Genomic DNA, 19,559 nt, shown 5'->3' with positions numbered 1-19,559 from the left:
CCTCCGCCGCGGGTGGACGCGGATCCCGGCGACGGGTCGACCCGTCCCCGTACGGGCCGCTCTTCCTCTCCCGGCGGCGCGTCAGCCCGGTCCCGTACGGTCCGGCCTGCACCTCCGGCGCGCGCGGATCAGGAGCTGCTTGCCGCGCTCCGCCAGGACGGCCGGGCCTCGTACGCCGATCTGGCCGCGGCCACGGGCTGGTCGCAGGCCACCGTCGCCCGCCACATCGCCGACCTGCGCGCCCGCGGCACGGTCTTCTTCGACGTCGAGGTCGACCCCGCCGTCCTCGGAGCCACCACCCAGGCGCTGCTGTGGATGGCCGTCGCACCGGCCCACCTGGACCACGTCGCGACCACGCTCGCCGGCCACCACGAACTGGCCGTCGTCGCCGCCACGACCGGCCCCACGAACCTCCTCGCCCAGGCGCTCTGCTCAGACCCGGCCGATCTGCACCATTACCTCACGCGACGCCTCGGCGCCCTCGCCGGAATCCACACCCTCGAGACCGCCCCGATCCTGCACACGGTCAAGGCGGCCGGCACGCTCAGCCCTGCGGCGGGCACCCGGCTCGGCCTGTCCTCGGCGTCCTGACACGCGCGCCTGGGCGGCTGCCCGACGACCGGTGCCCCATCGGCCGTCGGCACGGCGCAGGAACGGAGCCGGCACATCGACCTGGGCAAGACCGGCCGGACCGTACGGGGACCGCTCAGGCGCGCTCCCGACACCGCGGCACGCCTACTGGGCAAGACCGGCCGGCCGGTTCGGAGACCGCTCAGGCGCGCTCCCGGCACCGCGGCACGCCTACGATCGGTCCCATGAGCCCACCCCTCTTCCTCGCCGAGCCCGCGCGCCTCGATTCCGATCGGATCCTCCTCGACGGGCCCGAGGGGCGCCACGCGGCCGCCGTACGCCGGCTCCGGGCGGGGGAGCGGGTCGACCTGAGCGACGGGGAGGGGCGGCTCGTGGAATGCGTCGTCGTCTCCGCCGAGCGTGACAGCCTCCACCTGGAGGCCGTCGCACGCAGGCGGGTCCCCCGTCCGGAACCCCGGATCGTCGTCGTACAGGCCCTGCCCAAGGGAGACCGGGGAGAGCTCGCGGTCGAGACGATGACCGAGGTGGGCGTCGACGTGATCGTGCCGTGGACGGCCGCCCGCTGCGTCACGCAGTGGCGGGGCGACCGGCGCGCCAAGGCGCTCGCACGGTGGCGCGGTACGGCGCGCGAGGCGGCCAAGCAGAGCCGCCGGGCATGGCTGCCGGAGGTGACCGAGCCCGCCGGTACGGCCGCGGCGGCCGAGCGTATCGCCGACGCGGCGCTCGCCGTGATCCTGCACGAGGAGGCCGAGCGGCCGCTGAGCGGGATCGACGTCCCGGACACCGGTGACATCGTCGTGGTCGTCGGCCCCGAGGGCGGGCTGACCGACGACGAGATCGCCGCGTTCCAGTCCGCGGGCGGAACACCCGTCCTCCTCGGCCCGACCGTCCTGCGCACCTCCACCGCGGGCGTCGCGGCGGCCGCCGTGCTGCTCAGCCGCGTCGGGCGCTGGTAGACCCCACGCCACGAGGGCGGCCGTGCTGCTCGGCCGCACCGCGCCGGTGCCCGTCACGGGGGTGACCATGCCGCTCAGCAGCGCCGACGCCCTGGTAGATCTCAGCCGCGTCGGCCGCTGGAAGCCCCACGCCACGAGGGCGATCGTGCCGCTCAGCAGCGCCGGTCGCCGGCGCCCGTCACGGGGACGATTGTGTCGACGGCTGCTGGGCGCCGTTGGTCGGCGCGACGCTCGTCGTCGCCGACTGCGTCGGCGACGACACGGGCGGTGTGGGCGTGTCCTGTGAGGCCGGAGGCGACGTCGCCGACGCCGGACCGCACGTGACCCGCGGCGTCGGACCCGCGGTCGCCGTCTTCGCACCGGTCGAGCCGGGCGGCGGCTTGATCGTGCCCTCACCCGGCGGACACTTACGGCCGGTGACGACGTGCGTGCCGTCGGACGTCGTCGGGACCGCCGTCGGACGGGGCGACGCGCTCGTTCCAGGGTGGGAGGGGTTGACCGGAGGCGGTGCGGTCACCGCATGCTGCCCGCCCGCGACGGACGTGCCGCCGTCCTGATGGTCGTCGGGGCTGAAGTGCCCCGTCTGCACGAAGGTCTTGATCGCCGGGGTCGCGGACACCGCGACTCCCGCGACGACGATCGCGGCGGCTACGGCCGCCAGCGGACGTAGCCACGGTATGGCGAACCAGGCCAGGAAGCGCCGCTCGCGCTTCTTGCCGATCTTGGCGCGGATCTGCTCAAGCCCATCTGGAGAGGGCGTGACCGCTTCCGCTTCCGTGTGCAAGACACGGCGCAGGTGCTCGCCGTACTCGTCGAAGGGTTCGGTCATTAAAGCTGCTCCAGAACGCTGCGTAGCGCGGCCATCCCGCGCGCGGTGTGGCTCTTGACGGCCCCCCGGCTGATCCCCATGGCATTGGCGATCTCCGCCTCGGAGAGATCGCCGTAGTAACGCAGCACCAGCGCCTCCCGCTGCCGGGTCGGCAGCCCGCTCAGCGCCTTGACCACCGCGGAGCGCTCGAGCTCCACGATCGCGCCGTTCTCGGCGCTCGGCGCGTCGGGCAGGCCCTTGGGAGCGTACTTCTCCACAACGGCCCGGTGCCGCAATACAGATCGTGACCGGTTGACCACCGACTGCCGGAGGTACGACAGAGCCTTCTCTGGATCGCGCAGCCGCCGCCATGCCCCGTGCATGGCGACGAAGGCGTCCTGCACCACTTCCTCCGCCGTCGCGAGGTCGCGTACGAGGAGGGCGCTGAGCCGTACGAGGGAGCGGTAATGAGCGCTGTAAAGCGCGGTAACCGCCTGGTCAGCGTCCCAGGCAACGGTCACCGCGCCCGTCGTTCCTCTGGCCACGAGGGTCTCGGTCACATCAGTAGGACGCGTGCCCTCGCCGTCAGGTTTACGAAAGGGCATTCCTCGTCTCGCCTTATCCGCCCGTCAGTGCTGTCATCGGTTGTCGTCTCATTGGACGAACGCCGTGACCCAGCAGGTTCGCGCGAACGTCACCCGGCTTGGATTTTGTTTGCGGATCCGGCGCTGGGGGTTCGCGTGAGAGCAACGATAACCAGACGAGGGAGTGCCTTGGCCATCCTTACACGCCCGCGTGCGTAACGATTCGTAGACGACCAGGGGGTCCTCGCCGCGATAACATGCGCTGACCCCGGCGAAGGAGAGTTCATTGACGGAACAGGACTGCTTGTTCTGCAAGATCGTATCCGGAGAAGTGCCCGCGGACATCGTGCGCGAGTCCGATCGGACGATCGCGTTCCGGGACATCAACCCGCAGGCGCCGACGCACGTCCTCGTCATCCCGCGTGAGCACCACCCCACCGCCGCGGCGCTCGCCGCCGCCGACGGGGAGCTCCTCGCGCAGGTGGTCCGGGAGGCCCACGAGGTCGCGGTCGCGGACGGCGTCGACGAGGCCGGATACCGCGTCGTGTTCAACACCGGTCCGGGCGCCGGGCAGACCGTGTTCCACGTGCACGCGCACGTCCTCGGAGGCCGCGGGCTGGGCTGGCCTCCGGGATGAGCGACGGTCCCCACATGATCGGAAAATGAGTGGTGCGGGCCGGTAACATGGGTGAGACGCAGCCGAAGACCCGACGTGACCGGAAAGCAGGGGCGAAGAGGCCGCAAGGCCGCGCTATGGCCGAATCAATTCAGACCGACACCGCGCCCGACGGCGCGCGCGCGCAGATAAAGATCGTGATTCCGGACGATCACTCGATGGTCGCCCTCCTCGGCTCCCGCGACGAGCTTCTCGAGGTCGTGGAGCGAGCGTTCGACAGCGACGTCCACGTCCGTGGCAACGAGATCACGATCACCGGCCGGGCCGAAGAGACCGACCTCGCCGCCAAGCTCTTCGAGGAGTTGCTCGCTCTGCTCAAGAGCGGCACCACCATCACCCCCGACGCCATCGAGCGCAGCATCGCGATGCTGCGCGCCGAGACGGTGGAGCGGCCGGCCGAGGTGCTCACGCTCGACATCCTGTCGTCGCGGGGCCGCACCATCCGCCCCAAGACCCTCAACCAGAAGCACTACGTCGACGAGATCGACCGGCACACCATCGTGTTCGGCATCGGGCCCGCCGGCACCGGCAAGACCTACCTGGCCATGGCCAAGGCCGTGAAGGCGCTGCAGGCCAAGGAGGTCAACCGCATCATCCTGACCCGGCCCGCCGTCGAGGCCGGCGAGCGGCTGGGCTTCCTGCCGGGCACCCTGTACGAGAAGATCGACCCGTACCTGCGCCCGCTGTACGACGCGCTGCACGACATGGTCGACCCCGACTCCATCCCCCGCCTCATGGCCGCCGGCACCATCGAGGTCGCGCCCCTGGCATACATGCGGGGCCGCGCGCAACCCACCTTTATGCCGGTTTTGACGCCTGACGGCTGGCGTCCCATCGGCGACCTCCAGGTCGGTGACCTCGTCATCGGCTCCAACGGTGAGCCGACCCCGGTCCTCGGCGTGTATCCGCAGGGCGAGAAGGACATCTACCGCGTCACCGCCCAGGACGGCGCGTGGACCCTGTGCTGCGGCGAGCATCTGTGGACGGTCCGGACCGCCGCGGACAAGCGCCGCGACAAGCCGTGGCGGGTTCTGGAGACCCGGGAGATGATCGGTAACCTGCGTGCGGCGCACGCCCGGCGCTATGAGCTCCCGCTGCTCACGGCCCCGGTGCAGTTCCCGGCGCGTGAGGTCCCCATGGACCCGTACGCGCTGGGCCTGCTGCTGGGGGACGGCTGCCTGACCGGCTCCACGACGCCCTCCTTCGGCACGACCGACCCTGAACTCGTCGTCGCGCTTGAAGCGCTCCTCCCCGGTGTCGAGGTCCGCCACAAGGGTGGCGTCGACTACACGCTGAACCGCGTCACCGAGCCTGGCCAGGTCATCACCATCGCGAACCCGGTGACCGCGGTCGCGCGCGAACTCGGACTGTGCGGCACGCGGTCGGCGACGAAGTTCATCCCGGACGCGTACCTCCACAACAGCGCCGAGGTCCGGCTCGCCATGCTCCAGGGTCTCCTGGACAGCGACGGCGGGCCGGTCACGCAAGCCGATCGCACCTGCCGCATCCAGTTCACGACGACATCGATCCTGCTCCGGGACGACGTCATCGCACTGGTCCGGTCGCTGGGCGGGGTGGCCTACACGCGGCGTCGCCTGGCCGAGGGCCGCAAGCCCGGACGGGCGAACGGCCGTGACGTCGGCTACCGGAGTGACGCCCACATCGTCGACATCCGTCTCCCTGAGGGCGTCGAGCCCTTCCGGCTCACCAGGAAGCGGGAGAAGTACCGCGCTGCCGGGGGCGGCGGGCGGCCGATGCGGTTCATCGACGAGATCGAGCCGGCGGGCCGTGAGGAGTGCGTGTGCATCCAGGTGGCCGCAGAGGACTCGTTGTACGTCACCCAGGACCACCTGCTGACGCACAACACCCTCAACGACTCCTTCATCATCCTCGACGAGGCGCAGAACACCTCGCCGGAGCAGATGAAGATGTTCCTGACCCGGCTCGGCTTCGGGTCGAAGGTCGTCGTGACCGGTGACGTCACCCAGGTGGACCTGCCGTCCGGGCAGCAGAGCGGGCTGCGGGTCGTCCAGGACATCCTCGAGGGCCTCGACGACATCGCGTTCTGCACGCTGACCAGCAAGGACGTCGTCCGCCACAAGCTGGTGAGCGCGATCGTCGACGCGTACAGCCGCTACGACGCCCAGCCCGCTCAGCTCCCGCAGGGCCGCGGCGGCTCCCGCAAGCGGGGGCGCTGATCATGAGCATCGAGGTCCTCAACGAGTCCGGGGCTCCGGCCGACGAGGCCACGCTCCAGGCCCTCGCGGCGCATGTGCTGGAGCAGCTGCAGGTCCACCCGCTCGCGGAGCTGTCGATCCTCCTCGTCGACGAGGACGCCATGACCGAGCTGCACGAGAAGTGGATGGGGGAGCCGGGCCCGACCGACGTGCTCTCCTTCCCCATGGACGAGCTGCGGCCGGGCCACGTGTCCGGAGGCGCCGACGACGCCCCGCCGGACCCGGCGCTGCTCGGCGACGTCGTGCTGTGCCCGTCCGTCGCGGCGAAGCAGGCCAAGAAGGCGGGGCACAGCGCCGAGGACGAGCTGCACCTGCTGTGCACGCACGGCATCCTGCACCTGCTCGGCTACGACCACGCCGAGCCCGAAGAGCACAAGGAGATGTTCGGCCTGCAGGCCGAGCTGCTCGCCTCGTGGCGAGAGGCTCGCGCCCGGCCCTCCTCATGACCGCCGTCCAAGGTTGGTTGATCGTCTTCGCCGTCGCGCTGGTGGCGGTCGCCGGTCTGTTCGCGAGCGCCGAGACCGCGCTGGCCCGGATCTCCCGGGTCCGGGTGGAGGAGCTCGTACGCGAGGAGCGGCGGGGCACCCGCCAGCTCGCCGAGGTCGTCGCCGACCCGCCGCGCTACCTCAACCTCCTGCTGCTGCTGCGGGTGAGCTGCGAGCTGACCGCGACGGTCCTCGTCGCGGACGTCTGCATCACCTGGCTGGGCGCGAACTGGCGCGCGTACGTCACCGCCGCCGCCGTCATGATCGTCGTCAGCTACATCGCGGTGGGCGTCTCGCCGCGGACGCTGGGCCGCCAGCACCCCGACAAGATCGCGCTGGCCGGCGCGGCGGTGATCCATCCGCTGGCCCGGGTGCTGGGGCCGCTGCCGCGGCTGCTGATCCTGCTCGGCAACGCCCTGACGCCCGGCCGGGGTTTCCGCGAGGGCCCGTTCGCGTCAGAGGCGGAGCTGCGGGACCTCGTCGACCTCGCGGAACAGCGGCGCCTCATCGAGCCGGACGAGCGCCAGATGATCCACTCGGTGTTCGAGCTGGGCGACACGCTCGTCCGCGAGGTGATGGTGCCGCGCACCGACATCGTCTTCATCGAGCGCGACAAGACGCTGCGGCAGGCGCTGTCGCTCGCGCTGCGCAGCGGATTCTCCCGGATCCCGGTGGTCGGGGAGAACGAGGACGACGTGGTCGGCATCGCCTATCTGAAGGACATCGTCCGCCGGAGTCACGAGTACCGCGAGGGCGAGTCGGTCGAGAAGGTCGACTCGATCATGCGACCGGCGACGTACGTCCCGGACAGCAAGCCGATCGACGAGCTGCTCCGCGAGATGCAGGCCCGTCAGATCCACTGCGCGATCGTCATCGACGAGTACGGCGGGACGGCGGGGCTGGTCACGATCGAGGACATCCTCGAGGAGATCGTCGGTGAGATCACCGACGAGTACGACCAGGAGCCGCCTCGGGTCGAGCGCCTGCCGGACGGCTCGGCCCGGGTCACGGCGCGGCTGCCGGTCGAGGACCTCGCGGAGCTGTTCGAGGTGGAGATCGACGTGGACGAGGTGGAGACCGTCGGCGGTCTGCTGGCGCACGCGCTGGGCCGGGTGCCGATCGCCGGGTCGCAGGCGACGGTCGCGGGCCTGCGCCTGACAGCCGAGAGCCTCGCCGCCGGCGCAACCGCATCGGCACCGTGCTGGTCGAGCGGATTCCGGCGGAGGAGTCCGAACCGGAGCAGGAGCGCGAGAACGCCGACGCCTGACCCGCCCGTGGCTCTGAGAGGAATGAGTACGCTGGGGCGCGTGAGCGAGCTCGATCCCGAAGACGCGAAGATCATCACGCTGGCCCGGTCCACGCGGGCCCGTGCGGGTTCCGCGGAGGGCGCCGCCGTCCGCGACGAGACCGGCCGTACGTACGCGGCCGCGACGGTGGATCTGCCCTCGCTGAAGCTGACGGCGCTGCAGGTGGCGGTGGCGATGGCGGTGTCCAGCGGGGCGGAGAGCCTCGAGGCCGCCGCGGTCGTCACCGACGACGCCGCTCCCGACGTGGCGGCGGTCCGTGACCTCGCCGCGAAGGCACCGGTGCTCGTCGCCGGTCCGGACGGCGCTGTACGGGCCGTGCTGACCGACTGAGAGCGTGCTGTCGGAGCGGGGCGGGGAATACGGGACAATCGACGGTGTGACCTCGCCCCAGACATCGACCGGCACTCGTTTCGTATCCGGGTTCGCCTGCTTCATCGGGCGCCCCAACGTGGGCAAGTCCACACTGATGAACGCCCTGGTCGGGACGAAGGTGGCGATCACCAGCAGCAAGCCCCAGACCACGCGTCGCGCCATCCGCGGCATCGTGCACCGGCCGGACGCGCAGCTGGTCATCGTCGACACGCCGGGGCTGCACAAGCCCCGTACGCTGCTGGGGGAGCGGCTGGACAGCCTGGTCCGCTCCACGCTGACCGAGGTCGATGTCATCGGGTTCTGCGTTCCCGCGAACGAACCCGTCGGGCCGGGTGACCGTTTCATCGCGGCGGAGCTCGCCCAGGTGAAGAAGACCCCGGTCATCGCGATCGTGACCAAGACCGACCTCGCCGACCGGAAGCAGGTCGCCGAGCAGCTGCTGAAGGTCTCCCGGCTCGGCGAGTGGGCCGACGTGGTGCCGTGTTCCGCCGAGTCGGCCTACCAGCTCGACGTGGTCAGCGACCTCCTGGTGGCTCGGCTGCCCGAGGGCATGCCGCTGTACCCCGAAGGCGAGCTGACCGACGAGCCCGAGCAGATCCTCGTGGCGGAGCTGATCCGCGAGGCCGCGCTGGAAGGCGTACGGGAGGAGCTTCCCCACTCGATCGCCGTGGTGGTCGAGGAGATCAGGCCCCGTGAGGACCGCGCCGACCTGATCGACGTCCACGCGTGGCTCTTCGTCGAGCGGCCCAGCCAGAAGGGCATCGTCATCGGGCCCAAGGGCGCCCGACTGAAGGACGTCGGCACCCGCGCCCGCAAGCAGATCGAGGCGCTGCTCGGCACCAAGGTCTACCTCGACCTGCGGATCAAGGTGGCGAAGGACTGGCAGCGGGACCCGAAACAGCTGCGCCGCCTGGGCTTCTACGACTGACCGCGCGCCGCGGGCCGACCGGGCTGCCACGACGAGCGGGTGGCGGAGGTCCGCTGGGCGGCTATGGCCGGGTGCGCGGCCGGGCCGACCGGGCCGCTACGACGGATCGGGTGGCGGAGGTTCGCCGGGCCGCCATGACCGGGTAGGCGACCGGGCCGCTACGACGAGCGGGCAACGGAGGTCCGCTGGGCCACTATGACCGAGTGTGCGGCGCGGGGCCGACCGGGCCGCTACGGCCGGGCGGGCGGTTACGGCCGGGGCCCGGGGAGCGGTGTCACGACTGCGGGTGCCGGCGCGCGAGGGCGGCCAGGCCGAGCGCGAGGACGGCCACCGACGCGAGCACGGCGATCCAGAATCCCCAGGCGATCGACTCGGTCACTCCGCCGTCGCCGAGGGTCACGCCTCGGTGGAAGACCGCCATGAGGGCGAGGGCGCCCGGGATCGCCGCGTACGGGATGAAGCGTTCGTTGACGGCCTGGCCCGCGAGGGCGAGGGTCAGCGCGGCCATGCCGGCGAAAAGGACGATCTCTCCTTGCGCGCCGGACATCCCGTAGGAGAGGTGACTCTGCGCCGGGGTGATGCCCTGAAGGACGCTCCGGCCGAGGTCCGGCGTGCTCCACGTGGTCCACGGCAGGAAGATCGACAGGAGGAGCAGGGCCGCCGAGGCGATCAGCAGGACGTCGACGTACTCGCCCAGGCTCTTGGCCGGCGTCGGCACGGGCGCCGTGGACGGCGGCTCCGGGGCGGCCGGAGCCGGCGGCGTGAACCACATCTGAGGCGGTCTCGGCGAGGCCGTGCCCTCCGGACCCGCTGTGGCGTCCGGGGCCGCCGCGCGTACCCTCCGGGTGTCGGATTGGGGAGGGCTGGACGGCGAGGCGTCGGGCCGGCGGTCGTCATCAGGCGGGGTGGTCATGGCGCGGCAGCCTAACGTCCGGCGACGCAGGAGGCCGGGAAACATCGGAGATTTCGCCGTCGTCACCGGCATCGACGGGGCGGGAGCCACCGCCGCTCTGCCGGAGCGCGGTACCAAGGTGGATATTCTCCGATATCGGGTTGATAGAGGAGGAGGTCGCCCGTGCTGTTGATCTTCGGGTTCGCCGTGTTCTTCCGAACCGTGGGCGAAGGTGACTTTCACTGTCCACACTGTGGAGGTGACCGGAACTACCGGCACCGGGTGGCTCGCCGGTGGTTCACGCTCTTCTTCCTGCCGGTGATCCCCCTGACCCGCGTGGGGGAGATCGTCGAGTGCACGACCTGCCGTAACCGTTTCAACCTCGGTGCCCTGCGCCTGCCGACGGTCCAGCAGATGGAGGCCGCTCTCCCCGTGGCGATGCGCGCCGCCACCGTGATCGTCCTCGGCGCGGGCGACTCGGCCGACTCCCGAGCGCGGGGCCGCGCGGTCGAGGCGGTTCGCGGGTACGGCGCGACCGACTTCGACGACGACGCGCTCCAGGTCGACCTCGAGAACCCGCCCCGCGATGTGCAGGACCCGATCGCCACGGCCGGGGCGCAGCTCACGACCGAGGCCCGGGAGTGGTTCCTGGCCCAGGCGGTCCGCATCGCCCTGGCCGACGGGGCGCTCAGCGACGCGGAGCGCCAGGCCCTGCGCATGGTCGCCGGCTGGCTGGGCCTCACGCCGGCGCACGCGTTCGGCGTCATCGCCACCACCGAGGGGGCCGCGCGCGAGTGAGCGCCGCCCGGAAAGCGCGACCACCGAGGGCGCCGCGCGAGCGAGCGTCGACCCGAAGGCGCGACCGCCTAGGGGCCGCGCGAGCGAGCGTCGTTCCGAAGGCGCCGAGAGGGCTGGACACATGAGCGCCGTGTCCGAAGTGCGACGACCGGAGGCGCCCCCGTACGAGGGGAGCGCCGTGACCTGGCAGGAGCCGTCCGTGCTGGAATCCGAGGAGCCGACCGTGCGCACCGCCCTCGTTCGGCGTCCGAGCCCGCGCCTGGGCGACGGGCTCGTGACCCACATCGACCGGACCCCGGTCGACGCCGATCTGGCGGCGCGTCAGCACGAGGCGTACGTCGCCGCCCTGGAGTCGGCGGGCTGGCGAGTCCGTGAGCTGCCGTCGGCCGACGACCTGCCGGACGCGGTGTTCGTCGAGGACACCGTCGTGGTCTGCGGCGGCCTGGCGGTGCTCGCCCGGCCCGGTGCGCCGGAGCGCCGCCCGGAGGTGGAGTCCATGGAGGGGGCGATCGCCGAGCTGGGGCTCGAGGTCGCCCGGATCGACGGGGAGGGCACTCTCGACGGCGGTGACGTGCTGCAGGTCGGCACGACCGTCTACGTCGGGCGCTCCGGCCGGACGAACGAGGACGCCATCTGCCAGTTGCCCCGGCTCCTCGGCACCCGTGGCCGGCACGTCGTCTCGGTCGGGCTCGGCGGCTGTCTGCACCTGAAGACGGCGATGACGGCCCTCCCGGACGGCACGCTCATCGGCAACCCCGACTGTGTCGACACCACGGCGCTGCCAGGCCTGCGCGTGGCGCCGGAACCCTCCGGAGCGCACGTGGTCGTCCTGGGAGAGAAGCAGGTGCTCATCGCCGCGTCCGCCCCGCGTACCGCCGAGCAACTCCGCGACGAGGGCTACGACGTGTCGGTCGTGGACATCAGCGAGTTCGAGAAGATGGAAGGCTGCGTGACCTGCCTATCCGTCCTCATCCCGTGACCGTCTCATCAGGTGGGACCGGTTGGGATGCTCTGGGTGCGATCTGTTAGCTTGTACGACGTGCTGTGCGAGCTGCTCCTCCTTAGCGGCCGCGGCGGGGGCCTGTAACAGGTCGGCTCCCTCGCCGCGGGGCTTCGGCGTGACCGTCGGCCGCAGGCATCTGTTCCGGGAGCACCTCTTTCATGAATCCTCGAATCAATCAACAGCCCAGTCCCATGCCCTTCGGCCGGTACACCCCGTTCAAGCCGGTCGATCTGCCGGACCGTACCTGGCCGAGCAAGACGATCACCGAGGCGCCGCGCTGGCTGTCCACCGACCTGCGTGACGGCAACCAGGCGCTGATCGACCCGATGAGCCCGGCGCGCAAGCTGGCCATGTTCGAGCTGCTGGTCCGCATGGGCTACAAGGAGATCGAGGTCGGCTTCCCGTCGGCGAGCCAGACCGACTTCGATTTCGTCCGCCAGCTGATCGAAGAGGGCCGGATCCCCGCCGACGTGCAGATCTCCGTCCTCACGCAGGCGCGCGAGGAGCTGATCGAGCGGACCGTACAGTCGCTGGCCGGGGCGCCCCGGGCGACGGTCCACCTGTACAACGCGACGGCGCCGCTGTTCCGGCGTGTGGTCTTCGGCATCGACCGGGACGAGTGCAAGGCCCTCGCGGTGCAGGGCACCCAGCACGTCATGAAGTACGCCGAGAAGTACCTGGGCGACTGCGACTTCGGCTACGAGTACAGCCCGGAGATCTTCATCGACACCGAGCTGGAGTTCGCGCACGAGGTGTGCGAGGCGGTCATGGACACCTGGGAGCCGGGCCCGGACCGCGAGATTATCCTCAACCTGCCGTCCACGATCGAGCGGTCCACGCCGAACGTCTACGCCGACCAGATCGAGTGGATGAGCCGCAACCTGTCCCGCCGCGAGCACGTCGCGCTGTCGGTGCACCCGCACAACGACCGCGGCACGGGCGTGGCCTCCGCCGAGCTGGCGATCATGGCGGGCGCCGACCGTGTCGAGGGATGCCTGTTCGGCAATGGCGAGCGCACCGGCAACGTCTGCCTGGTCACGCTGGGCATGAACCTCTTCTCCCAGGGCGTCGACCCGCGGATCGACTTCTCCGACATCGACGAGATCCGCCGCACCGTGGAGTACTGCAACCAGATCCCGGTGCACGAGCGCCACCCGTACGCCGGCGACCTCGTCTACACCTCCTTCTCCGGCTCCCACCAGGACGCCATCAAAAAGGGCTTCGACGCGCTGGAGCGCGACGCGGCGGCGGCCGGTGTGCCGGTGGACGAGTTCCGTTGGGCGCTGCCGTACCTCCCGATCGACCCGAAGGACGTCGGCCGGTCGTACGAAGCGGTGATCCGGGTCAACAGCCAGTCCGGCAAGGGCGGCGTGGCCTACATCATGAAGACCGAGCACTCGCTCGACATGCCGCGCAAGCTGCAGATCGACTTCTCCCGCGTCGTCCAGGAGCACACCGACGGCGAGGGCGGCGAGGTCACGCCGGAGCAGATGTGGGAGATCTTCGAGCGGGAGTTCCTGACCAACGGGCCGCGCGCCGGCCTGCTGGCGCATCGCGCGAGCTCCCGCGTCGACGAGAAGGACGTCCTCAACGTCGACCTGCGGATGAACGGCGAGATCCGCGAGATCGAGGGCATCGGCAACGGCCCGATCTCCGCGTTCACCAACGCCCTGGCCACGGTCGGCATCGAGGCCCGGGTGCTCGACTACACCGAGCACGCCCTGTCGGCGGGCAGCGACGCGAAGGCCGCCGCGTACGTCGAGTGTCAGGTCGGCGACCAGGTGTTCTGGGGCGTCGGCATCGACGCCAACACGGTGACCGCCTCGCTGAAGGCCGTGCTGTCGGCCGTCAACCGCGCGGCCCGCTGACCCCATCGAAGACCCGCCGTCCGGCCGCCGCGATCCGGTGGGCGGACGGCCCGGCCGCCCGCGCCCTCAGGAGGGGCGATCAGCGGCCGTTGGCCAGGACGTAGTCGACGAGATCGCGGAGCGGGCCGTGCAGGTCCGCCTCCGCGACCGGCACCGTCCGATCGCCGACCTCGACGTCGTACACGAATCGATCGGCGGCCGGTGCCGGCTCGGGCACACCACCGAAGTCGATCTCGTCGACGAGCCGGGCAGCCGCGGGATGGTCCGCCGAGTCGAGCTCGGCGCGGCGGACCATCCCGGCGAATCCACCGCTGCGGGTGACGGCAACCTTCACGCGATCTCCACGCCGACGGTCGTCCACGCCGCGCGTACGGCGTCGCTCTCCGCGCTGTTCACGCCGAAGAGCTTGCCCGCCGTCTCGTGGGTCATGCCGGCGAACGTCGCGAAATCCGCGCCCGTGGGCACCCGGCGGCTGGTGATCGTCTCGTACCAGACCCGCCCGGCCTTCTCCCACGCGTGACCGCCGATCGCGGTCGCGGCGAGGTAGAACGCGCGGTTGGGGATCCCGGAGTTGATGTGCACGCCGCCGTTGTCCCGCGACGTCTTGACGAAGTGCGCCATGTCGGCGGGCTGCGGGTCCTTGCCGAGGTTCGGGTCGTCGTACGCGGTGCCCGGGGCTTTCATCGAGCGGAGCGCGACGCCGTGCACCCCGGCGGCGAACATGCCCTGGCCGATGAGCCAGTCGGCCTGGTCCGCGGTCTGGCCGAGGTGGTACTGCTTGACCAGCGAGCCGAAGACGTCCGACAGCGACTCGTTGAGGGCGCCGCTCTGCCCTGAGTAGTCGAGCCCGCCGGAGTACTGGGTGACCCCGTGGGTCAGCTCGTGACCGGTGACGTCGAGCGGCCCGGTGAACGTCGTGAAGATCTGCTGATCGCCGTCGCCGTAGACCATCTGGGAGCCGTCCCAGAAGGCGTTGTCATAGTTGACGGCGTAGTGCACGGTCGCGACCAGCGGCAGCCCGGCGCCGTCGATCGAGTCGCGCCCGTACGCGCTGCGGTAGAAGTCGAAGGTGACCCCGAGCCAGTCGTAGATCTCGTCGGCGGCCTTGTCGCCCGTCGCGGGACCGCCCTCGGACCGAACGGTCTTGCCGGGCAGCGTCTGGTGGTGCTTGGCGTCGTGGATCGTCCGCTTCGCCGTCGCCGGCCCGGTGGTCGGCTCCGCTTCGGAGATCAGTTGAGCGGCCGCGCGCGTCTGGCGCTGCCCGTGGTCGATGACCAGGGTGCGCTGAGCGAGCTCGCGCAGCCGCTCCTCTTCATGGTGCTCGGCGATGTGGTCCAGGACGTGTGGCGGGATGATTGCGCATCTCATGGGGCCAACGGTCCCACGCGCGTGCCCCCCCGGCCATGCGTTACACGGGCCGCATCCGGTCACGTTCCGTCAGAGGACGCTTCCGTTATGCAACGGTGGGCGCTTTGTCACCAATCGCCCCCGTAGCCACCGTCGTAGTCGTTGTCCTCGTGGACGACGTGCTCGATGACCTCGACATGCTCGTGGTCGTCATCGTCGTCCAGCAGCTCGTTGACGACCATGCCGCCGACGAAACCCGCGGCACCCGCGGCCGCCACCGTGCCGAGACCGTACTGGCGCTGCCCGTGGTGGTGGTCGTAGTCACGGTCCGGGTAGCCGTAGGCCTGCTGCGGGTACCCCTGCTGGTAGCCGTGCGGCTGGGCGTAACCCTGCTGCGGGTAGCCCGGTTGCGGGTATCCGCTCTGTGCCTGGAGGTACTCCATCCAGCGCTGCGCACACGCCGCACAGCAGCGTACGGGGCGTGGCGACCCCCACTGCGGCGTCCACGTGATGTCCTGGGTGGCCGGGCCGTGTGAAGCGTCGAAGAAGCAGGTCACGTTGTCTCCTGAGACATCGGCTCGTACGAGCCTCTGGGTGTGATCGTCAAGTCAACGACCTTGGACCGTAGCGGGTTCCTGCCGGTTCCACCCGGCATCTGCGGGACAATGGACGGGTGAGTCTCTATCGTGACGAAGGCGTCGTCCTGCGTACCCAGAAGCTGGGCGAGGCAGACCGCATCGTGACGATCCTCACCCGCCGCAGCGGGCGGGTCCGGGCCGCGGCCAAGGGCATCCGTAAGACCAAGTCCCGGTTCGGCGCCCGGCTGGAGCCGTTCACCCACGTCGACCTGCAGCTGTACGAGCGCCGCTCCCTTGACCTGATCACGCAGGCCGAGACGCTCCGCCCGTACGGCGAGCGCCTCGTCACCGACTATCCGCGCTACACCGCGGGCACGGCGATGCTGGAGACCGCGGAGAAGCTCACCCCCATCGAGAAGGATCCGGCGCTCCGGCAGTTCCTGCTGGTCATCGGCGGGCTGCGCACCCTCGTGGAGGGCGGGCACGATCCCCGCCTCGTCCTCGACGCCTATTTTCTCCGCTCGCTGGCCATCGCGGGGTACGCCCCGTCGCTGGAGGAGTGCGCGCGCTGTGGCGAGCGCACCGGCCGGGCGTTCGCGATCGCGGCCGGCGGTATGGTGTGCGGGTCCTGCCGTCCCCCCGGGTCCGCCAGTCCCGCCGAGGCGACGGTCGGTTTGATGATCGCTCTGCTGCGCGGCGACTGGGAGCGCGCGGACCGCAGCGAGTCGCGGCATCGGCTCGAGTGCAGCGGCCTCGTCGCGGCCTACCTCCAGTGGCATCTGGAGCACGGGATCCGCTCCCTCAAGCACGTGGAGCGCGAGGCGCCGAACGAACGGAGTGACCGGCCGAGGGACGAGGCTGGTCGCGGAGTGAGTGAGCAGCCGAGTGCGACCGTCGGGCCCGGACACGAGGCGCTTGGCGGCTGGCCGCGGGACGAGGCCGCGCCCTTCCACGGCGGGCGCTGAACGATGACCATTGAGTGAGGAGACCACCGGACCATGAGGGGCGTACAGCCGCCGGACCCGCACGAGAGCGGCGCACGGCCGCCCGCCATCCCGAAGGATCTGATCCCCCGGCATGTCGCCGTCGTCATGGACGGCAATGGGCGATGGGCCAAGGAACGCGGCCTGCCGCGCACCGAGGGCCACAAGATGGGGGAGTACTCCCTCTTCGACGTGATCATGGGGGCGATCGAGCTCGGCGTGCCGTACCTGTCGGCGTACGCCTTCTCCACGGAGAACTGGCGGCGGTCGCCGGACGAGGTGCGGTTCCTCATGGGCTTCAACCGCGACGTGATCCGCCGCCGCCGTGACCAGCTGAACTCCATGGGCGTCCGCGTCCTCTGGGCCGGTCGCCGCCCGAAGCTGTGGCGCAGCGTCATCAAGGAGCTCGAGGACGCCGAGCGCATGACGACGAACAACAAGGTGCTCACCCTGCAGTTCTGCGTCAACTACGGCGGCCGGGCCGAGATCGCGGACGCCGCCGCGGCCATCGCTCGCGACGTCCAGGCCGGGAAGCTCCGCCCGGAGAAGATCAACGAGAAGGTCTTCGCGCGCTACCTGTACCGTCCGGAGATCCCGGAGGTGGACCTGTTCCTGCGCCCGTCGGGCGAGCGGCGCAGCTCCAACTTCCTGGTGTGGCAGGCCGCGTACGCCGAGTTCGTGTATCAGGACATCCTGTGGCCGGACTTCGACCGCCGGCACTTCTGGCAGGCGTGCGAGGAGTACGCCCGCCGCGACCGGCGCTTCGGCGGAGCGATACCGAACGAGGTCACCTTCCCCGAGACGAGCCGGGACGGCGGCGAGCCCGTCTCCGCACGCTGAACGGATCCAGGACCGCAGGACGGCCGGCGAGCAACTCGCCCGGCAACACCCGTATCCGCGCGCTGAACGGGTCCCGGACACGGTCCAGGCTCATTCCAGGCCCTTCTTGCCCGGTGTCCAGAAGGGCTTGGTGAGCACCGAGCGCCGGGGCCAGCCGCGCTCGCGGACGAGATGGTCGCGGACGGCCTGGACGGTGCGCGCCTCGCCGGCGACGTAGGCGGTGCCCGGTTCGTCCGGCAGGTCGAGGTCGCGGACGGCCGCGACGAGCGTGGCCGACGAGGCGGCGGGCGCGCCCTCGCGGTAGCGCCAGGTGAGGTCCACCGGCAGCCGGTCGTCCGGCGCGTCGGCCTCGATGACGCCGTACGCGGGAGCGTCGTCGAGCGCGCGGACCATCGGCCCGAAGGCGACCGCTGCGGTCTCCTCGCCCGCGAACAGGTGGTACGGCGACGGCCGCGTCACGAAGCCGCCCTCCGGCCCGCCGAAGACGACGTCGTCGCCGGGCCGGACCGTACGGGCCCAGCGCGCGCCCGGTCCGTCGCCGTGGTCGAGGACGCACAGCTCCAGGGACGATCCGTCGTAGTCCCAGACCGAGTACGTGCGGCGGGTCAGGAGCCCGTCGGCGGCCACCCGGATCTGCTGGCCCGGGGTCCAGGAGAGCCCCGGCGCGGTCACGGTGATCCGGCGCATCCGGCGGGTGATCTGGTCGACGTCCGCCACGGTGCCGCGGACGAACAGGCGGTCGGCCAGGGCGCGCCCGACACCGCGGGCAGGGCTGAGCGGCATGGATCCACCTCCATACGAGATATATCGCGACTTTAGATCATTTCTCCGCCGGCCGGTACCAGAACGCGACCACGAAGGCGGCGGCCAGCACGATGAGGGCGATCACCCGGTACCCGGCCGCCATCGCGTCGGTGAACGCCGACAGGATCGGCGCGTGCGCGTCCGGGCCGGTCCGCGCGAGAGCCTGGCCGATCGCGTGGGCATGCACACCGGCGGGCAGTCCCGCGGCGAACCGGCTGCTGAGGATCGTGCCGAGCACGGCCACGCCGAGCGCGCTGCCCACCTCGCGCGCCGCGCCGTTCAGCCCGGAGCCGAGGCCCGCCCGCGCCGGGGGCAACCCGCCGATGACGGCGGTGGACAGGACGGGAACGGCCAGTCCCATGCCGACCGACATCAGCACCAGGTAGGCGGCGTACAGGGCGTACGGCGTGCCGGGGCCGGTGGTCGACAGCAGGCCGAGACCGCAGGCGATGGCCGGCATCCCGGCCAGGACGACGCGCCGGCCGCCGAACCGGGCCGCCAGCGCGACGCTGCGCCGCGAGACGACCATCATGCCGAGCGCGAGCGGGCCGATGGCCACGCCGGTCAGCAGCGGCGAGAAGCCCTTCACGTACTGCAGGTACTGCGCGTTGACGAAGAACAGCGCGAACAGGCCAAAGAACGTGACCGTGATGCCGGCGACGCCGGAGCGCAGCCGGGCGACCCGGAAGATCCGCGGGTCGATCAGCGGGTGCGCGGCGCGCAGCGCGTACGCGACGAAGACGCCGAGCACCAGCGCCGACGCGGCGAACGCGCCCAGCACCGGCCAGGACGACCAGCCGAGTTCCGGTCCTTCGATGATGCCGTAGAGCAGGGCGACGAACGCGAGGACCAGCACGCCGCAGCCGACGAGGTCGAGGTCGGCGGGGTGCCGCTCGGAACGGGGTGCGATCCGCGCGGACAGCGCCAGCAGGACCAGCATGATCGGCGCGACCGCCCAGAACAGCCCCTGCCAGGGGAGGTACTCCAGGACGAGACCGCCGCCGATGTTGCCGATGATCCCGGCGACGCCGGTGGCCGCGGTCCAGGAGGCGATGGCCTGCGCCCTCAGCCGCGGCGGGAAGACCTGGATGGTGAGCGACAGCGTCGCGGGCATGACGAGCGCCGCGCCGAGGCCCGTGACAGCGCGGCCGGCGATCAGCGCGCCCACGTTCGGGGCGAGCGCCGAGGCGACGCAACCCGCCGCGAAGACCGCCAGGCCGGCGAGCAGGGCGCCCTTGCGGCCGTACCGGTCGCCGACCGCGCCCGCCGGAATGAGCAGGCAGGCGAAGACGATGACGAACGCGTCGACGATCCAGAGCAGCTGCGCCGCGGACGGGTGCAGGGAGCTCGCCGCCAGTTTCGGCACGGCGAGGTTGATGGCCGCCACGAGCGCGACGGTCATCGTCGCGCAGGCGGCCATCAGGGCGAGGATGAGGGTACGGCGGGGGTGGCCCTGATCCGCGGGCGCGGCCAGGGGAGTCTGAACGGTCATGTGACGAACC

The 19,559-nt window shown here is 71.2% G+C and carries 19 protein-coding genes and 4 pseudogenes; 15 read left to right on the top strand and 8 right to left on the bottom strand.

The annotated features are described in order from the left end of the window. The first annotated feature begins 12 nt into the window (after positions 1 to 12). Entirely contained in the window at positions 13 to 591 is a 579-nt protein-coding gene (locus tag ACYVF7_RS44640; protein ID WP_460352029.1) for an Lrp/AsnC family transcriptional regulator, read from the top strand. 224 nt (positions 592 to 815) lie between these two features. After that, complete coding sequence (locus tag ACYVF7_RS44635) at positions 816 to 1,547, top strand: 16S rRNA (uracil(1498)-N(3))-methyltransferase (RefSeq protein WP_460352028.1); 732 nt, start codon at positions 816 to 818, stop codon at positions 1,545 to 1,547. 178 nt (positions 1,548 to 1,725) lie between these two features. On the opposite strand, the gene ACYVF7_RS44630 is transcribed toward ACYVF7_RS44635, so the two are convergent. Together ACYVF7_RS44630 and ACYVF7_RS44625 are read right to left on the bottom strand one after the other, a co-directional pair. After that, positions 1,726 to 2,376 carry a hypothetical protein gene (locus tag ACYVF7_RS44630; protein WP_460352027.1) on the bottom strand — a complete coding sequence of 217 codons (651 nt, stop codon included), beginning with the start codon at positions 2,374 to 2,376 and terminating at the stop codon, positions 1,726 to 1,728. Then, on the bottom strand, positions 2,376 to 2,915 hold the full coding sequence (locus ACYVF7_RS44625) for a SigE family RNA polymerase sigma factor (protein WP_433183962.1): 540 nt from the start codon (positions 2,913 to 2,915) through the stop codon (positions 2,376 to 2,378). The genes ACYVF7_RS44630 and ACYVF7_RS44625 overlap by 1 nt, the downstream gene beginning before the upstream one ends. Before the next feature lie 310 nt (positions 2,916 to 3,225). On the opposite strand from ACYVF7_RS44625, the gene ACYVF7_RS44620 reads away from it, so the two are divergent. From ACYVF7_RS44620 to era, 8 genes and pseudogenes are all read left to right on the top strand, one after another. Next, a complete protein-coding gene (locus ACYVF7_RS44620; protein WP_460352026.1) occupies positions 3,226 to 3,576 on the top strand; it encodes a histidine triad nucleotide-binding protein in 351 nt (116 codons plus the stop codon). A 116-nt stretch (positions 3,577 to 3,692) separates the two neighbouring features. Beyond that, positions 3,693 to 4,400: pseudogene (locus ACYVF7_RS44615) on the top strand (PhoH family protein); the annotation flags it as partial. Further along, positions 4,389 to 5,216 (top strand): annotated as a pseudogene (locus ACYVF7_RS44610) (LAGLIDADG family homing endonuclease); the annotation flags it as partial. The pseudogenes ACYVF7_RS44615 and ACYVF7_RS44610, both read left to right, overlap by 12 nt. 153 nt (positions 5,217 to 5,369) lie before the next feature. Continuing rightward, positions 5,370 to 5,813 (top strand): PhoH family protein, encoded by a 444-nt coding sequence (locus tag ACYVF7_RS44605; RefSeq protein WP_460358459.1) that lies wholly within the window; start codon positions 5,370 to 5,372, stop codon positions 5,811 to 5,813. 2 nt (positions 5,814 to 5,815) lie between these two features. After that, positions 5,816 to 6,298: an rRNA maturation RNase YbeY gene (gene ybeY, locus ACYVF7_RS44600; protein ID WP_460352025.1), complete on the top strand. Its 483-nt coding sequence runs from the start codon at positions 5,816 to 5,818 to the stop codon at positions 6,296 to 6,298. After that, positions 6,295 to 7,604 (top strand): annotated as a pseudogene (locus ACYVF7_RS44595) (hemolysin family protein). The gene ybeY and the pseudogene ACYVF7_RS44595 overlap by 4 nt, the downstream one beginning before the upstream one ends. A 40-nt stretch (positions 7,605 to 7,644) precedes the next feature. Continuing rightward, positions 7,645 to 7,974, top strand: coding sequence for a cytidine deaminase (locus ACYVF7_RS44590; protein ID WP_460352024.1), 330 nt, complete (start codon positions 7,645 to 7,647; stop codon positions 7,972 to 7,974). Between the two features lie 46 nt (positions 7,975 to 8,020). Further along, on the top strand, positions 8,021 to 8,944 hold the full coding sequence (gene era, locus ACYVF7_RS44585; RefSeq protein WP_460352023.1) for a GTPase Era: 924 nt from the start codon (positions 8,021 to 8,023) through the stop codon (positions 8,942 to 8,944). 274 nt (positions 8,945 to 9,218) lie between these two features. On the opposite strand, the gene ACYVF7_RS44580 is transcribed toward era, so the two are convergent. Continuing rightward, entirely contained in the window at positions 9,219 to 9,857 is a 639-nt protein-coding gene (locus tag ACYVF7_RS44580; protein ID WP_460352022.1) for a hypothetical protein, read from the bottom strand. A gap of 162 nt (positions 9,858 to 10,019) precedes the next feature. Here ACYVF7_RS44580 and ACYVF7_RS44575 point away from each other — a divergent pair, with 162 nt between their 5' ends. From ACYVF7_RS44575 to leuA, 3 genes are all read left to right on the top strand, one after another. Next, a complete protein-coding gene (locus ACYVF7_RS44575; RefSeq protein ID WP_460352021.1) occupies positions 10,020 to 10,634 on the top strand; it encodes a zinc-ribbon domain-containing protein in 615 nt (204 codons plus the stop codon). A 121-nt stretch (positions 10,635 to 10,755) separates the two neighbouring features. After that, on the top strand, positions 10,756 to 11,613 hold the full coding sequence (ddaH, locus tag ACYVF7_RS44570; protein WP_460352020.1) for a dimethylargininase: 858 nt from the start codon (positions 10,756 to 10,758) through the stop codon (positions 11,611 to 11,613). Between the two features lie 182 nt (positions 11,614 to 11,795). Beyond that, complete coding sequence (gene leuA / locus ACYVF7_RS44565) at positions 11,796 to 13,505, top strand: 2-isopropylmalate synthase (protein WP_460352019.1); 1,710 nt, start codon at positions 11,796 to 11,798, stop codon at positions 13,503 to 13,505. Between the two features lie 79 nt (positions 13,506 to 13,584). Here the strand turns inward: leuA and ACYVF7_RS44560 are convergent, their stop codons facing one another. The 3 genes from ACYVF7_RS44560 to ACYVF7_RS44550 form a co-directional block, all read right to left on the bottom strand. After that, the gene (locus ACYVF7_RS44560) at positions 13,585 to 13,839 is read right to left on the bottom strand and encodes a protealysin inhibitor emfourin (protein WP_460352018.1); all 255 of its coding nucleotides are present in this window, start codon (positions 13,837 to 13,839) and stop codon (positions 13,585 to 13,587) included. After that, positions 13,836 to 14,873 carry a M4 family metallopeptidase gene (locus tag ACYVF7_RS44555; protein ID WP_460352017.1) on the bottom strand — a complete coding sequence of 346 codons (1,038 nt, stop codon included), beginning with the start codon at positions 14,871 to 14,873 and terminating at the stop codon, positions 13,836 to 13,838. The genes ACYVF7_RS44560 and ACYVF7_RS44555 overlap by 4 nt, the downstream gene beginning before the upstream one ends. Before the next feature lie 107 nt (positions 14,874 to 14,980). Further along, positions 14,981 to 15,409, bottom strand: coding sequence for a hypothetical protein (locus tag ACYVF7_RS44550; RefSeq protein WP_460352016.1), 429 nt, complete (start codon positions 15,407 to 15,409; stop codon positions 14,981 to 14,983). A 116-nt stretch (positions 15,410 to 15,525) separates the two neighbouring features. Here ACYVF7_RS44550 and recO point away from each other — a divergent pair. Continuing rightward, a pseudogene (gene recO / locus ACYVF7_RS44545) lies at positions 15,526 to 16,248 on the top strand (DNA repair protein RecO); the annotation flags it as partial. 180 nt (positions 16,249 to 16,428) lie between these two features. Continuing rightward, complete coding sequence (locus ACYVF7_RS44540; protein ID WP_460352015.1) at positions 16,429 to 17,253, top strand: isoprenyl transferase; 825 nt, start codon at positions 16,429 to 16,431, stop codon at positions 17,251 to 17,253. Positions 17,254 to 17,343: 90 nt separating this feature from the next. Here ACYVF7_RS44540 and ACYVF7_RS44535 read toward each other — a convergent pair whose 3' ends face one another. Next, entirely contained in the window at positions 17,344 to 18,036 is a 693-nt protein-coding gene (locus tag ACYVF7_RS44535) for a siderophore-interacting protein (RefSeq protein WP_460352014.1), read from the bottom strand. Positions 18,037 to 18,073: 37 nt separating this feature from the next. Then, complete coding sequence (locus ACYVF7_RS44530) at positions 18,074 to 19,549, bottom strand: MFS transporter (RefSeq protein WP_460352013.1); 1,476 nt, start codon at positions 19,547 to 19,549, stop codon at positions 18,074 to 18,076. Positions 19,550 to 19,559: the final 10 nt, after the last annotated feature.

The organism is Actinoallomurus acanthiterrae, from assembly GCF_054775715.1.
The sequence above is the reverse complement of the archived record's forward strand: the minus strand, read 5'-3'. Positions and strand labels throughout refer to the sequence as shown.

Excerpts from the sequence above, each read along its gene's own strand:
- ACYVF7_RS44635 (WP_460352028.1), top strand. The coding sequence starts at position 816 with ATGAGCCCACCCCTCTTCCTCGCCGAGCCCGCGCGCCTCGATTCCGAT.
- ACYVF7_RS44630 (WP_460352027.1), bottom strand. The coding sequence starts at position 2,376 with ATGACCGAACCCTTCGACGAGTACGGCGAGCACCTGCGCCGTGTCTTG.
- ACYVF7_RS44605 (WP_460358459.1), top strand. The coding sequence starts at position 5,370 with ATGCGGTTCATCGACGAGATCGAGCCGGCGGGCCGTGAGGAGTGCGTG.
- ybeY (WP_460352025.1), top strand. The coding sequence starts at position 5,816 with ATGAGCATCGAGGTCCTCAACGAGTCCGGGGCTCCGGCCGACGAGGCC.
- ACYVF7_RS44580 (WP_460352022.1), bottom strand. The coding sequence starts at position 9,857 with ATGACCACCCCGCCTGATGACGACCGCCGGCCCGACGCCTCGCCGTCC.
- ddaH (WP_460352020.1), top strand. The coding sequence starts at position 10,756 with ATGAGCGCCGTGTCCGAAGTGCGACGACCGGAGGCGCCCCCGTACGAG.
- leuA (WP_460352019.1), top strand. The coding sequence starts at position 11,796 with ATGAATCCTCGAATCAATCAACAGCCCAGTCCCATGCCCTTCGGCCGG.
- ACYVF7_RS44555 (WP_460352017.1), bottom strand. The coding sequence starts at position 14,873 with ATGAGATGCGCAATCATCCCGCCACACGTCCTGGACCACATCGCCGAG.
- ACYVF7_RS44540 (WP_460352015.1), top strand. The coding sequence starts at position 16,429 with ATGAGGGGCGTACAGCCGCCGGACCCGCACGAGAGCGGCGCACGGCCG.
- ACYVF7_RS44535 (WP_460352014.1), bottom strand. The coding sequence starts at position 18,036 with ATGCCGCTCAGCCCTGCCCGCGGTGTCGGGCGCGCCCTGGCCGACCGC.
- ACYVF7_RS44530 (WP_460352013.1), bottom strand. The coding sequence starts at position 19,549 with ATGACCGTTCAGACTCCCCTGGCCGCGCCCGCGGATCAGGGCCACCCC.